The sequence below is a fragment of the Reichenbachiella faecimaris genome (genome assembly GCF_900176375.1).
Taxonomy (GTDB): Bacteria; Bacteroidota; Bacteroidia; order Cytophagales; family Cyclobacteriaceae; genus Reichenbachiella; species Reichenbachiella faecimaris.
Genome location: NZ_FWYF01000001.1, coordinates 1,178,944 through 1,193,762 on the forward strand (window position 1 = coordinate 1,178,944; position 14,819 = coordinate 1,193,762).

The window sequence follows — 14,819 nt, forward strand, 5'->3', positions numbered from 1 at the left end:
ATATTTTTGTCCTCACATTCAAAATGAAAATACCAATCAAAATATCTATCATCCATGCTGTGATGGGGCTGCTCACATTCGTAGTTTTTCTACAAACAGGCTGGTACATGAAAACGAATGAGATTGGCAATCTGTCTGATGCGCAGCGCATGATTTATCGTGCAGGTCATATATATTTTCTTTTTAGTGGCTTGCTCAATTTGTCCATTGGCATGCAATTGCAACTATCAGAAACCACTTGGAAAAAGACTGTTCAATATTTAGGTTCCATTTTACTTTTATTGTCTCCTTTGATCCTTTTGCATGGGTTTTATCAGGAGGCCAATCTGGGACAGATTGATAGAGGTATGACTAGTATAGGTGTATTTTCCTCTCTGGCTGGCATGGGATTACATACGCTGATATTTCTAACTGGATTTCTGAAAAAATCATAAGGCCGACCGATCAAACCTTTCTTTGACCAACCATTACATCTTTTGATCATTTTAATTTCATAGTTTTATTTTTGCCAGATGAGTAAACTGCACTTTATTTTAATCATCCTCTGCTCCTGGAGCAGCATATCCTTCGCTCAGGATAAATATGCTGCAGACGTAACGAGTGAAAATGCTATCATCAGTGCCTTGTACGAAAGTATATCTGGCCCTAAAGGCGAGCGAAGAGATTGGGACAGACTGCGATACCTCTTGACCCCTGAGGCCCGGCTCATTCCAACCCGTCCTGCATCAGAGACCAAACGTGTCCCCTGCTACCTGACCTTGGATGATTTCATCAGGCAAGGCGATCAGTGGCTGGTAGACAATGGTTTTTATGAAGAAGAAATCGCTCGCACTACTGAGTCTTTTGGATTGATCACACATGTATGGAGCACTTACCAGTCCAAGTGGACACCAGATGGTAAACCGTTTGCCAGAGGCATCAATAGTATTCAATTGATGAACGATGGGGAACGTTGGTGGATCGTCAATCTTTACTGGGCTGCAGAAACTGATGACCATCCATTGCCAAAAAAATATCTTAAATAGATTACTCCAATACCAAGTGACTATTAGCAAAAACGTCTGAAGGTGAGAAGCCGAAAGACTCTTTAAAAGTTTTGCTATAATGAGAACTATCCGAAAAACCAGACTGGTGAGCCAACTCCGTCAAAGTCTTTGTGGTTCTGATCAGATCGAATGAAGCCAACAGTCGCTTCCAAAGCTGCATTCTACGATAAGATAGTCCCGTTTCTTCTTTGAAAAGGTGCTGAAATCTACTTTCTGACAAGCACATTTCACTAGCCATTTCACTCAAGGGGATAACTTCCCTGGTATGTCTGTCCAGATATTGCAAAGTAGCCAATACCCTCTTATCCATTTGATGTTTGGTTTTAAGACAACGACCATTAAATTCTGCCATTGAATTAACGCAGGCACTTAGAAAAGTTTTCTCATTGATTTCGTTTTTGAACAAATCTTTTGCAAACATCCTTAAGTAGTCAACCCACTCTTCTTGAAATTCCTGAACAGGTGAATGGGTCAAATGCTTGGCCAAAAAGTGCCCGACTGTACTAGCAGGATTGAGCAAAAAAATTAAAACTGACTTTCCTTTGCTGTCCAGTTGATGGGGGATTTGAGGGTGTATGATCAGGGCGTCAGAAAAAATTTTACCATCCTCAGTCTCCATCTCAAATTTATCATCAATACCTATAGTAAGCTGAAGTGCATAGTGCTGATGAAAAGCATTATCCTCAACTTTACCTAAGTAAATGCCAGAGTCTCCTGCTTTAAATATTAAATTCTCTTGCTCGATCAATTCCAAAATCAACTTAGTTTAAATTCGATAGCCTCGAATTTATCTACTTTTTCGAACTCTTCGGCAAACATCACCCAAACTTGAAATTTTAATCGCTCACCCTGTGCATCTTTCGGCAATTCCCGATAGGTATATTCATGGGCAAAATTGAGTTTGGCCGGAATGCGTTGACTCGCCACATTTCGAGCATCTATATACAGAAGCACTTTTTCAATACCCATCTGCTCGAATGACAATTTTGTCAAAGCATAGCTGATCTCTGTCGCATAGCCTTTACCCGTTTTTAAGTGATCCACCCAATATCCAATCTCAGTAGTACCTTTTCCTCGCCGTCCGAATAAGTTGCTACTCCCCACAAATTCTCCGGTTGACTTTTCAAATACGCCATAGCTGTATTCCCTATTGGAATAAAAGTCTCCAATCCAGTTACGAATTCGATCACGTTTGGCTTCCAATGGTTCTGGTTCGTCCTTAGCCCAAGGAATCCATGGCATCATGATTTCCAAATTATCATCCAAACGCTCCTTGAGTATCTCTGCATCTTCGGGCTGAAAAATTCTAAGTATCAAGTTAGGCGTCTCTATTCGAGTAATTATATTCTTCATAAACCATTAGATCAATCTCAAAGCAATTAAATAAAAACCACCATACTATATATGGGTTAGCTCATGAATTTATTCTGACCTTCATCATTATGGCTTTATACGATGTTCATCATTTGGTAACACATATCTTTTTATCCCAATAGACTTTTCACCGTTCTTTGAAATGAAAATCGATTAACAACACAGCTATGGAAAGGAAAAAGAAAAGTCCTCATGTCACGACTTTGCTTTATAAAGAACGCATTTCAAAAAAATCAAAACTTAAAATTTATCCATCAAGGATCACCCCCTATGTACTAATAGACCCTGAAAAAGAACTATTTCTCATGAAAGGCAAATCAAGCCCTGAGGACACAGTGAAGTTTTATAATTTAATTTTTCTAGGATTAAAACACTACCCGCTCACAGGTAAAAACAGACTATCCGTTCATTTGAGTCTTACTTACTTCAATAGTAGCTCTGCCAAGTGTTTATTTGATTTGATGAAGATTTTCAAACAGATCAAAGCTTATGGTCTTGAAGTTAAGGTGTCGTGGTACTATGAAGTGGATGACGAAGATATGTTAGAAGCAGGTGAAGACTATAGTGCCATCAGTGGCATCCCATTCCATTTTGTAGAGTTAGATATTATAGGTAAAGCAGCTGTTTTATAGTTTATTTTATATCTCAAAAGGAAGGACTAAATTTCAAGATGCAAACAAAAATTATTGCTTTTGATGCCGATGATACCCTTTGGCATAATGAATCCTATTTCAGAGAAACTGAGAAGAAATTCTACGCTTTACTGGAAGGTTACATGCCGGAGCACAGCTTGGCTAAGGAACTATTTCAAGTAGAAATGCAAAACTTGGAATTGTATGGTTATGGAATCAAAGCCTTTACGCTTTCCATGATAGAAAGTGCCATGCAAATCTCTGAGCGAACCATTGAAATAGAAGACATTGAAAAAATCATCACTTACGGCAAGGAATTGCTCCAGATGCCTGTGGAGCTGATTGATGAGGTAGAAAGCGTCCTTCAGGCTTTGTATGGCAAATACAAACTGGTACTGGCAACCAAGGGTGATTTGCTAGATCAGCATAGAAAATTGACCAAATCCGGATTGGGCAAATACTTTCATCATATCGAAATCATGTCAGAGAAGAAAGTACTGGATTATGAAAAGCTCCTTAGACGCTTGGAAATAGAGCCCCAACAATTCGTGATGATTGGCAATTCACTAAAATCAGATGTTCTTCCTGTATTAGAATTGGGTGGCACTGCCTTTCATATCCCTTATCATGTCACCTGGGCGCATGAACATGTAGATAGAGACATTGAGCACGAAAATTTTCACTCCATAGATAAGATCACAAAATTGCTTGAATTCATTTCTTGATAAGCTAACTCAACAAAACAGGCACTGATAAATTTCTCCTTTCTAAAGCGGTCATTCACATTGCGAAAAACAAATATTTCTGACAGAACTAATGTAATTAAATGGACAGGTCTCTTGATCAGTCTATCCCAATTATCTATATTTTTAACGTCCTACTCCTAGGGGTTAACTATATCAGGATGTACCCAATGTTTAATATTATTTTTGTATTTCCATAACAAGATCAATAGAACGGCAATAAAATCCATGGCCAAGAGTAGCACACTCCCCTCTGGCCCAAATACCCCACCTGTCCACATATTGTCAGGCATGCTGGAACTAATGATTGATGCTTTTGGAATATTGCCGCTATTGGCAAATCCGAGAATGGCAGCTTGTGTGACATTCCAAGAAAAATGCATACCTATACTCATCCCCAAACGACGAGTGAGCAAGAAAGGCAGGCAGATTGTCAAAGCATCAAAACCAAGGTTGATGGATGAAAACAAAGTGGCTCCATCATTACCAAAATGTGCAAAGCCGAATAACTGAGAAACCAATACAGCAGTAATGACAGCGCTTGTAGCTCGGCTTTTAATGATCAAAGCAAACGATTCGAAAATGATATAGAACAGAAATGCCCTGAACATAATTTCTTCAGTGATGCTGGCACTCAGATTAATAATTAGCTCTGTGACAAAACCTCCTTCGAATGTGTGATCTGGTGAACTGGTGATAAAAAAATCAACCACTTGAAGATTGTCTGACAGATGCATGGTCAGAAAAAACAAAACCAATTGGAGAGATGCAATGGCACATCCAATCGCAAATTCTTTCATCCATGGTTTTTCAAGATTTAGACCATATTTTCCGAAAGAAGACTTGTCGATATACTTGATCTGAACATACAAACTACCCACCATGCCTAAAAATGAGAATATTCGATTAAGGTTCGTACGTAGCAGCCCTGCATCCAGTACTTCTCTCAAACCCAGTTGAAAAGGAATGCTAAGCAAGCCTGCCAATATTATAAAGCTCAATAATCGCCAAATAACGCGTACTTTATCTTTTGAATTGAATATCAATTTTCTCATGAGTATTGGATTTGGTTTAAGCTCACAGCCTGGCTGCTACTCGAAAAATACGGAATAAATTTTAGAGGTCAGCATGAATCCCTAGCATTGAACTAGCATTTTTAATGGTTTTTCAAAAACCAATTGTCCTTAGGATTAACACCAAAACCTAGTCGTGCAGATCAACAAACTCATTTTCCTGTCGGTACTCTTTCTAGCTAGCCAAGCTCTTATCTCTCAACCTGTGGATAAATACGGTTTCGCAGATCCGTCCATTCCTGAATTGGCTCAGTTTGAATATTATCGTGGTATATGGCAAGCTGAGCTAGAGATGAAGCAAGAAGATGGCTCTTTCAAAAGAATAGTAGGAGGAGCCACCATAGTTGGTCGGTTTTTAGGTGATCACAAAACTTTCCAATCCCAGTTCACGACTTCTAATGGTTTCTTTTCTACTGATATTCGATCATACAACTTAACAACTAGGCAATGGGAAGCTCTATTTCTGAACGCCAACGACCAACGCTGGCATCATTTCACTTCCCAACTAATCAATGGTAAAATGACAACAACAGTCCTAGGAGGATACAGTGGCAAAGAAACCTTTGATATCAAAGTGACTGATACCATTTTGTCTGATACGACTTTTCACAAGGATGTTTATCAATCCACTGATGATATGAAAACTTGGGTTTTGACCTACAAGATTGACCTGATTAAGGTCTCAGAATAATTTTGATTCAATATTTTTCCTTTAGTGATTCAAGCTTTTTTTAAGTATCTTCTCTTAAAAAAGCATTGAGAAATAACCTTTTCCTCTTACTGGTTCTTCTCCTAACCTCCACTTTCGTACTTGCAAAAAATCAAACCCTTGATAGCCTTCAGGTGTTGGTTCGGCAATCACCCGCGGATAGTAGCCGTGTGAAGCTATTGATTGAAATTGCCAAACATTATCAAAATTCGCATTTTGACAGCACTTATTATTACGGAGAAAGAGCTTATGAAATGGCTCATGACCTACAATACGCCTATGGTCTGGCAGAGTCTATGCTTGTGATGGGCATCAGTGCTTGGCGTACAGGAAACTACGAAGAAGGACTTTTAAAATGTGAGCGCGCGCGTATGCAAGCAGAGGCCTACCATTTCAAGCGAATTGAAGCCATTGCTTTGATTAATATAGGCACCATCAGGAATTATCAGGCCGACTATGCCTTGGCTCTTTTGTCTTACCAGCAGGCTTTGAGAATCAACGAGACCCTTGAAGATCAGGCGCTAAGTGCTCAACTTTTTTTAAATATTGGGGGCATTCATTACAATCATAAAGATTACAATCAGGCATTGGAATTCTGGAATCAAGCCCTTGATCTCAATCTAAAACTAGGAAACAAAGGCAATGCAGGCAGTTGCATGAATAACATCGCGTTGGTACACGCGATCAACAAAGATCTGGATCAGGCACTGGCCTATTACCATAAAGCAATTAGCATGTATAATGAAGATGAATTTTGTCAAAAAGTTTATCCATTCGAAAATATTGGCTCTTTATACATTGACAAAGGCAATCTGGACAGTGCCACATACTACTACCAAAAATCACTCCATGGAGCGATACAGTGTAAGAATCCGATTATAGAATCAGCTTCACTTTCTGGATTAGGCAAAATAAATCAGGCTCGTGGGCTACCCGAACAAGCCTTGAAATGTTATGAATCTGCTATTCAAATCTGTCAGAAAATAGGAGCAACCAGGGAACTACAAGAAATTACACTTTCCTTGTCAGAATTACATGAAAAAATGGGCAATCTTCAACTAGCACTAGATTATTTCAAAAGATATAAAATCATTGGCGACTCCTTATTCAATTCAGACAATGTAGCTGAAATCGGCAGACTACAGTCCAACTATCTCATCGAGAAACAACAAAGAGAATTCGAAATAAAACAAGAAAGAGTAGCCTTTGAAAACGAAAAAAATGCAGAACGCCAAGTGCTCATTCGAAATGTGTTCATATTCAGTTTGATATTGGTCATCATCATAGCCTCAGTTATCTATCGCAACTACAAAATAAAAACTGCTGCAAATAAAAAATTAAGTGCACTGAACGAAGCCATCCATTCCCAACAAAAAGAACTTATCCAGCAAGCTGAAGAATTGCAGATTCTTAACCACTCCCTCAATGAATTGAACAATAGTTTGGAACGAAAAGTAGAAGAGCGCACCAAAGAACTAAAACTTAAAAACAAAGAGTTAGAGACAAAAAATACTAAACTAGGAGAATATGCCTTTTATAATGCCCATCAGCTCAGAGCTCCTGTAGCTGCTATTTTGGGACTCACGGCCCTGTTTGAAAATCAAAATTTGGATTTGGACGAAACCAAAGAAATCATTAACAACCTAAAAAAGAGCGCGACAAATCTTGACGAGGTAGTGAGAGTGATCAATGAGGTTTTGGAGAAAGAGGGATTGCTAAAAAAGAGCAAGTAAATCAAGCCATGGGTTTGCTGATAATCTCCAACACCAGTTCTTTAGACAATGGCTGACCATTGGCTTTCGCTTTTATCTCATCGAAAGCAAACCTAAAGTCACAACCCGACTTCCACTGGCTACAGCCATAAGCCGTTTGACCACGGATAATCGTGCCTTTGCTGCACTTGGGGCAGGGAGGCATTTCTGCTTCTTTCTTTTTGGGTTTGGTGGACTTGTGCTCAAATTCTATTTGAAAGGACTCAGTCAATTTCAGAATGCCTTCAACCTTCTCATTATCCAGAGCAAAACCTTTAATCTTAGTTGTAGCTTTCTTTTGAATCAGGCGTTTGACTTGTGCCTCAGTGAGTTTCTTGCCCATATAGACCAGAGGCAGACGCAAATCACAACCTTCCTTCCATCCACTGCAGCCATAAGCAGACTGCCCTTTGAGAATATTCCCCTTCTTACATTTAGGACACGTCATCCCAACTAACCCAGTCCTTTTCTTGGTAGTTGGCTTCTTACTTTTTGTTTCTGCTGCTGTTTCAAGTCGGGGCTTCCCTGTCTCCATTCTCACTTCATAGACCAGATCATCTACCATCTTTTTCATATTCACAATGAAGTCCCTGGCACTGAAAGCACCATCCTCAATCTCCTTGAGTTGCTTCTCCCACTGTCCAGTGAGTTCGGCAGACTTGAGTAATTCATTTTGGATTGTATCAATGAGTTGGATGCCCATTGGTGTGGGAATTACTTGCTTCTTCCGGCGTTGTGTGTACTTTCTTTTGAATAGCGTCTCTATGATGTTCGCACGTGTGGAAGGGCGGCCAATGCCATTGGCTTTCATCAGGTCTCTAAGTTCGTCATCTTCCACTTGCTTGCCAGCCGTTTCCATGGCGCGGAGCAGGGAAGCTTCAGTATAAAATTTGGGCGGCTTGGTCGTCTTCTCTATAAATGATGGTTCATGAGGCCCTTGCTCCCCTTTTTCAAAGGATGGCAGGATATTATCATCTTCTTCTTTGTTTTCATCATCAGCGTCCTCTTCTTCTTTGCCTTTTTTCTCCTTTGGAAACAATACTCGCCAGCCTTCTTCCAAGATTTCTTTTCCCTTAGCCACGAACTTTACAGTCTCCACTTCTGCACTCACCTGTGTCTTGGCCACTTGACAATCTGGATAAAATACCGCCATGAATCGCCTGGCTATGATGTCATATACTTTTCGTTGATCAGCATTCAATGGCTTTTCTTCACCTGTAGGAATAATGGCATGGTGATCTGTTACCTTCTTGTCGTTGAATACTTTGGCTGACTTTCTCATCTTACTTCCTAGAATTGACTCTGTAAATGACGCATATTGAGTTAATCCTTTGAGAATGCCTGGAATTTTCGGATACATATCATTCGGCAGAAAAGTAGTATCCACCCTAGGGTAGGTCACCACTTTCATTTCATATAGGCTTTGCACCAATTTCAAAGTAGCCTCGGCTGTAAACCCAAACTTGTTGTTACAAAAAACCTGAAGAGCAGTCAAATCAAAAAGCTTAGGCGCATATTCTTTACCCTCCTTCTTTTCTATGTCCGTGATTAGTAAATCCTTTCCAGAAATCTGTTGAAGCAGTTTCTCTCCCTCCTCTTTCTGCTGAAATTTTCCCTCAGTCGAGTTGAATTTCGTATCCCGATACAACGTTTGCAATTCCCAATAAGGCGTAGGCTTGAAATTTTCTATTTCGTAATGTCGATTGACCAACATGGCCAAGGTGGGTGTTTGTACCCTACCAATTGACAAAACTTGTTTAAAGCCTCCATATTTCAGGGTATAAAGTCGGGTGGCATTCATGCCCAACAGCCAATCTCCAATAGCTCTAGAGCTCCCAGCATAATACAGGTTGTCGAACTCATCTGCTGATTTGAGTTGGTTGAAACCAGTTTTAATTGCTTCTGTGGTTAAGGAGGAAATCCAGAGTCTTTGTACTTCTCCTTTGTACCTGGCTTGCTTGATCACCCAGCGTTGGATGAGCTCTCCTTCTTGTCCAGCATCCCCACAGTTGATGACCACTTCAGCTTTGTCTAATAGTCCTTTGATGACTTTGAATTGCTTTTTCACACCCCCATCATCCATGATCTTGGTCTCAAATCGCTCGGGCAGCATGGGCAGGGTATTGAGATCCCAGCGTTTCCAATGCGGCTTATAATCTTCTGGTGGATAGAGCGTGCAAAAATGCCCAAAGGTCCAGGTGACCTGATAACCATTGCCCTCAAAGTAACCATCCCTGCGACTAGAAGCACCTAGGACTTGTGCGATTTCTTTAGCGACACTCGGTTTCTCGGCAATACAAACTTTCATGAATGGGTACTAGACAAATGGCGGCCAATTAATTGAAATAGAGCTCCAAGATAAGCTATATTGACTTGAAGATTAAACCTATCCGCAGCACTTTTTATACTTCTTTCCACTGCCACAGGGACAAGGGTCGTTGCGAGTGATTTTTCTTGTAATATCTACTTCCATTGGATTCATTTTTCCGTCTAGATAAAACCATTTTCCCTTTTCTTTCAAAAAGTTAGAACGCTCGTGGTGTACCTGGCTTTTGTCTTTGGAATCGGTAAAGTATGCCCTAAATTCTACAACTCCCCTGGTATCGGAAACACTGCCATGCTCCACGCTTACTATTTCCAATTGCGTCCAGGTATTTTCTTTTGACCATTGGGCTATGCTTTCAATCTTATATTCTTCTCTGTGCCTACCATGTGTGGTATCATAGAGATATTGCGCTTCTCCCAAACTATAAGCTACATATCTAGAGCGCATCAGTTCCAATGCTGTTTGTGCTGCTCGACCATTGATAATGGTACCACAGCAATCATTCAGCTTCTTTTTCGAACCACAAGGGCATTGCATTTCTTTCATGAAAACTCATCTAATATCAAACTCAAAGGTAATGTGGTTTTGCTGTGCCCAGCGCAATATGCTGGAGATATACCAATAAAACATCCTTTCAAAGTACACATCTACCGTCCGTGTATTTGTGGGTTTATTTGCTGTTTTTGACCCTTGCAATTGACCATTCGTGTAAAACAGGTATAGCTTTTAATCTTGATTCGTTCACTTTATAACCAAACTCAAGATCACTGCTCATGTTAAAAAACTACTTCCTGGTTGCCTTTCGCAGCTTACTCAGAGACAAGTTTTATAGTTCGATCAATGTGCTGGGTTTGGCACTTGGTATCACTTGCTGTTTACTCATTATGATTTACATCAGCGATGAGCTCAGTTATGATCGTATGCACAGTAAAGCTGATCGAATCTATCGCATCAATGAATTTATGATTGATGAAGATGCGGGCGAAAGGTCATCCAGTTTGCCATTTCCAGTTGGCCCTACGCTTAGAGCTGATTTTCCATCCATGGTGGAATCACAAGTGCGGTTGTTCGACTATCAATCTCCTTCGTTAATGTTGGAAAATAAGGAAACCAATAAGGCTTTTAATGAAACCCGTTTGTTTTTTGCTGACTCTACTTTTTTTGATGTATTTGATTTCGAATTAGTGAAAGGCAATAAGGAAACTGCTTTGGACGAACCCAATTCGCTACTGCTGACGGAAACTATGGCAAAAAAGTATTTTGGAAACGAAGACCCCATGGGGAAAATACTCCGCTTTCAAGCCGAACGTGATTTGATTGTAAAAGGCATTCTACCCGACACCCCACTCAATACACACTTTCAGTTTGACTTTATTGGTTCAATGTCCACAGTCAGGCAAAGTTTCAACGGGCGATTGCCAAGAACTTGGTATTGGAACCCATGCTGGACTTACCTGGTACTCAGTGATCAAAACTCTTCCAAGGAATTAGAAGCCTTATTTCCCAATTTCATTTTGAAATACTTCCCCGAATTTTTACATGGGGATGTAAAAATGACACTTCAGCCATTGACTGATATTCATCTTAAATCCGATCTCGAATTCGAAATTCAACCCAATAGCAGTGAAAACAATGTCTACGTGTTTACAGTCATTGGTCTACTTATTCTTTTCATTGCGTGCTTTAACTACATGAACCTGTCCACGGCGAAATCAGCCAAACGATCTAAAGAAGTGGGCATACGAAAAACTTTAGGTAGCAAGAAAAGCTATTTGATTACACAGTTTCTTCTTGAGTCTATCATTATTACGAGCATAGCAGTCATTGTTTCATTGGTACTTTTTTTGGCTATTCTACCTGCCTTCAATTCTTTTACAGAAAAGTCTATTGGCTTCAGTATGCTGTTCCAGCCGCATATTTTATTTGGGCTGATTGGAGTTGTACTTATTATTGGAGTTGGTGCAGGCATCTATCCTGCATTCGTGCTGAGTACATTTTCACCTATTAAAGGCCTCAAAGGTGAACAAAAAGGAAAAGGAGGTAACCTCCGTCAGATGCTGGTCATTTTACAATTCTCTATCTCCATCATCATGATCATCGGGACATCTATTGCCACTGATCAGCTGGATTTCCTGAGACAGAGTGATACTGGATTCGACAAAGAACAGGTGCTCTATATTTCTGCACTGCGCACCCCTATTGCTCAAAAATATGAGGCTTTCAAAAATGAAATACTGCGCAGACAAGACATCAATAGCATGACTGCTGTGGTGGATGCGTTAGGTGCCCGTCACCAAGGCGACAATTTTAGATTTGAAGGTATGGAGCGTTCTACGTTGTTCTCTGTATTTTGGTCAAAACATGATTTTTTCAAAACGTTCGGACTAAATATTGTACAGGGTCGTCCTTTCAAAGAAAACATCTTATCTGACGACACAGCCGCTATCGTAATCAACCAAGCCTTGTGTAGACGACTGGACTGGCGCGAGGATGAGGCCATTGGCAAAGCTTATGAGTATGGCAATCGTCCAGGTAAAATCATTGGTGTGGTAGAAGACTTCAATTTTGCGTCAAAGCATCGTAACATAGAACCCCTGGTCATCCAACTCAGAAATAATCCTGGAAGTTTCAATCTGCTCATCAAATACCTGGCTATCAAATTGGACACGGAGAATATAGGAGAGACCCTATCTTTCGTCGAGGGCAAATGGAATGAATTTGCACCTGGCAGGCCGTTTGATTATTTCTTTTTGGAAGATGAATTAAACACATTGTATAAGGATGAAGACAAACTCAGCAAAGTAGCCAGTCTATTTTCTGGCCTAGCGATAGTGGTCGCCTGTCTTGGTTTGTTCGCTTTAGCCTCCTTTACTGCAGAGCAGCGCAAGAAAGAAATTGCCGTAAGGAAAGTATTAGGCAGCACGATACCACAAGTGATCCTACTGCTATCAAAAGACTTTACCAAGTTGATCACCATTGCATTTGTGATTGCTTGTCCACTGGCCTATTTCTCTATAGATAGCTGGCTCAATAATTTCGCGTTTAGAATAGGTATGAATCCATTGGTATTCATTTTGGCTGGCATAGGCACTCTGATTATTGCATTGATCACGATCAGCTTCCAATCATTAAAAGCGGCCTCAGCCAATCCGTCAACCGTGCTGAAATACGAATAAAGATAATAGCATAGTTTGGTATAATGAGTGAAGCACCCGGAGGAGTCTGGGTGCTTTTTGCCATTCAAATAAATTTCAAAACCTATGACTGACTTATCAGTATAAGTTTGATAGATGAATCTACAATCAATACTGAATAACTGTAAAACTGAAATTGAGCAAAAGCTCCAATGGGGCGCTGCTGAGCAATGGCAAAATCAAGAATTTGAGGAACTGAGCCAAATCATCTTCAACAAAACTGGAGTCAATCTTAGTCATACTACACTCAAACGAGTCTGGGGGAAAGTGAAATACACGAATCAACCGAGTATTAGCACCCTAGACGCCCTAGCCAAATTCTTAGATTGCCCCAATTGGTCTGCCTATAAAAGATCTCAAGAAGCCAGCCCTCCCACTAAAAAACGGAAATTTTCTATGCCTGGATCAAAACAAAGTGTTTTGCTTGTGGCACTCATCATCCTACTAAGTTTCAGCAGCTGGCTTTTTATCACCTCCAATCTAAGCCATCCTGAAGCACTTGCCAAGCAGTTGTTGTTTGAAGCCAACTACACTGCCATGGGTCTTCCAAATACAGTCATTTTTTCATTCGACGCCAGCAACATAGAAGCAGATCAATTAGTGATACAACAGTCTTGGGATAGACGCAAAAGAATTGAGGTGAATGAAGACCAGACCAAGGCTACCTCTGTCTATTATTACCCTGGATACTTCAGGTCTAAGTTTGTGGCAGATGAGGTGGTTCTCAAAGAGGCAGATGTCTATATAGAAACTGACGGTTGGCTTGGAACAATAAATGTGGAACCTGTACCTATATATCTTACAGAAAATGACCTGATCAAATCTGAACTATTGGCTCTTTCACCATCAGGTATAGAAAAATTAGCAGCTAACAACAAACCAGTCAGCTATCATTACTACACGGCCGAAAAAAGCATCTCAGGAGATGATTTCAAATTTGAAACCAGCATGAGATATGCTCAGTCGAACCAAACCTCAGCCTGCAAGTATGCCAAGGTAGTGCTTCACTTTTCCGAAGGAGCTTTTTTGATTCCTTTTGTGATTTCTGGATGTGTGGGAGAAATCAATGTATTGGCCATGGACAATTTCATTTCGGGTAAGCAGAATGACTTGTCCACTTTGGGTATTTCGTTAGAAGACTGGCAGCAGATAGGTATTTCCAGTCAAAACAAAAAGCTTATGGTTTCTATTGGAAATAAAGAAGTGCTAACAGCCAATTACAAAATGGATCCAGGCTATTTAGTAGGTGTTAGTTATCAATTTGATGGTATGGGTGAGGTAGATTATTTGAAACTATCAAATGGAAAGAGTACATGGCAATTCAATGAAAAATTTTGAATAAGGAAAGCGGACATTATCCTTCCGCTTTCCCAAAACTCAAAAAAACCATTTTCATTAATATGCAATAGGTATAAGTACCTCCACGTCTTCCCAAGCCATCAACAAATGACCCTTTCCTTCTTTTCCTTCGAATGCCATACCAAATGCTTCCCGAGTTTCAGCAGCCTTTTTTACTGGCGCTTCAATACTCATCACATTCTTGGAAACATCATAGTCAAAGGCACCCCAGGTGTAGAGGTTTGAATTAAAAATGATTGTCCATGATTTGGCTGCCGGGATGGCGTAAACAGTATAGTTACCAGCTTTTAGTTTTTTCCCGTCAAAGGTCATGTCCCTGTATACATTTATTTCTGTACTCTGATTCGCTCCCAATCGCCAAACCTGACCATAAGGCACTTTATCGCCCAACATCGTTCTGCCCTTTTTCATAGGCCGGCTATATATGATGCGAGCAGCGGGCACAGTACCTCTTCCATCAGGCCTGAAAACTGCGAGGTCTAATGGACTTTCATCTAACGCTCTTATTTCCTGAGCTTCTAATTGAATACTCCATCCAAGACCTAATGCAAAAAGTAAAATGTTCAATGTCTTCATAAGATCTATTTTGATTTGACTTAACCAAGTTTAAAT

General features: G+C 40.2%; 14 protein-coding genes. 8 read left to right on the top strand and 6 right to left on the bottom strand.

Annotation, left to right across the window (positions count from 1 at the left end; genetic code table 11):
* The first annotated feature begins 23 nt into the window (after positions 1 to 23).
* The gene (locus B9A58_RS04935) at positions 24 to 434 is read left to right on the top strand and encodes a hypothetical protein (protein ID WP_139793744.1); all 411 of its coding nucleotides are present in this window, start codon (positions 24 to 26) and stop codon (positions 432 to 434) included.
* Positions 435 to 512: 78 nt separating this feature from the next.
* Complete coding sequence (locus B9A58_RS04940; RefSeq protein ID WP_084371303.1) at positions 513 to 1,025, top strand: hypothetical protein; 513 nt, start codon at positions 513 to 515, stop codon at positions 1,023 to 1,025.
* A gap of 1 nt (position 1,026) precedes the next feature.
* Here the strand turns inward: B9A58_RS04940 and B9A58_RS04945 are convergent, their stop codons facing one another.
* Together B9A58_RS04945 and B9A58_RS04950 are read right to left on the bottom strand one after the other, a co-directional pair.
* The gene (locus B9A58_RS04945; protein WP_139793745.1) at positions 1,027 to 1,800 is read right to left on the bottom strand and encodes a helix-turn-helix transcriptional regulator; all 774 of its coding nucleotides are present in this window, start codon (positions 1,798 to 1,800) and stop codon (positions 1,027 to 1,029) included.
* A 2-nt stretch (positions 1,801 to 1,802) separates the two neighbouring features.
* Positions 1,803 to 2,399: a GNAT family N-acetyltransferase gene (locus B9A58_RS04950; protein WP_084371305.1), complete on the bottom strand. Its 597-nt coding sequence runs from the start codon at positions 2,397 to 2,399 to the stop codon at positions 1,803 to 1,805.
* Positions 2,400 to 2,587: 188 nt separating this feature from the next.
* Between B9A58_RS04950 and B9A58_RS04955 the strand changes: the two genes are divergently transcribed.
* Positions 2,588 to 3,052: a DUF1987 domain-containing protein gene (locus tag B9A58_RS04955; protein ID WP_084371306.1), complete on the top strand. Its 465-nt coding sequence runs from the start codon at positions 2,588 to 2,590 to the stop codon at positions 3,050 to 3,052.
* A gap of 38 nt (positions 3,053 to 3,090) precedes the next feature.
* Entirely contained in the window at positions 3,091 to 3,777 is a 687-nt protein-coding gene (locus B9A58_RS04960) for an HAD family hydrolase (protein WP_084371307.1), read from the top strand.
* A 158-nt stretch (positions 3,778 to 3,935) separates the two neighbouring features.
* Here the strand turns inward: B9A58_RS04960 and B9A58_RS04965 are convergent, their stop codons facing one another.
* Positions 3,936 to 4,850, bottom strand: a complete 915-nt coding sequence (locus tag B9A58_RS04965) for a CPBP family intramembrane glutamic endopeptidase (protein WP_084371308.1) — start codon at positions 4,848 to 4,850, stop codon at positions 3,936 to 3,938.
* 154 nt (positions 4,851 to 5,004) lie between these two features.
* Here B9A58_RS04965 and B9A58_RS04970 point away from each other — a divergent pair, with 154 nt between their 5' ends.
* Positions 5,005 to 5,559 carry a hypothetical protein gene (locus B9A58_RS04970; protein ID WP_084371309.1) on the top strand — a complete coding sequence of 185 codons (555 nt, stop codon included), beginning with the start codon at positions 5,005 to 5,007 and terminating at the stop codon, positions 5,557 to 5,559.
* 65 nt (positions 5,560 to 5,624) lie between these two features.
* The gene (locus B9A58_RS04975) at positions 5,625 to 7,310 is read left to right on the top strand and encodes a tetratricopeptide repeat protein (protein WP_139793746.1); all 1,686 of its coding nucleotides are present in this window, start codon (positions 5,625 to 5,627) and stop codon (positions 7,308 to 7,310) included.
* Position 7,311: 1 nt separating this feature from the next.
* Here the strand turns inward: B9A58_RS04975 and B9A58_RS04980 are convergent, their stop codons facing one another.
* On the bottom strand, positions 7,312 to 9,636 hold the full coding sequence (locus tag B9A58_RS04980) for a type IA DNA topoisomerase (protein ID WP_084371311.1): 2,325 nt from the start codon (positions 9,634 to 9,636) through the stop codon (positions 7,312 to 7,314).
* Positions 9,637 to 9,714: 78 nt separating this feature from the next.
* Entirely contained in the window at positions 9,715 to 10,200 is a 486-nt protein-coding gene (locus B9A58_RS04985; RefSeq protein ID WP_221407813.1) for a YchJ family protein, read from the bottom strand.
* A gap of 227 nt (positions 10,201 to 10,427) precedes the next feature.
* Between B9A58_RS04985 and B9A58_RS04990 the strand changes: the two genes are divergently transcribed.
* Complete coding sequence (locus tag B9A58_RS04990) at positions 10,428 to 12,830, top strand: ABC transporter permease (RefSeq protein ID WP_084371312.1); 2,403 nt, start codon at positions 10,428 to 10,430, stop codon at positions 12,828 to 12,830.
* Positions 12,831 to 12,944: 114 nt separating this feature from the next.
* Entirely contained in the window at positions 12,945 to 14,186 is a 1,242-nt protein-coding gene (locus tag B9A58_RS04995) for a hypothetical protein (protein ID WP_084371313.1), read from the top strand.
* A gap of 57 nt (positions 14,187 to 14,243) precedes the next feature.
* Here the strand turns inward: B9A58_RS04995 and B9A58_RS05000 are convergent, their stop codons facing one another.
* Entirely contained in the window at positions 14,244 to 14,783 is a 540-nt protein-coding gene (locus B9A58_RS05000; RefSeq protein ID WP_084371314.1) for a DUF2911 domain-containing protein, read from the bottom strand.
* Positions 14,784 to 14,819: the final 36 nt, after the last annotated feature.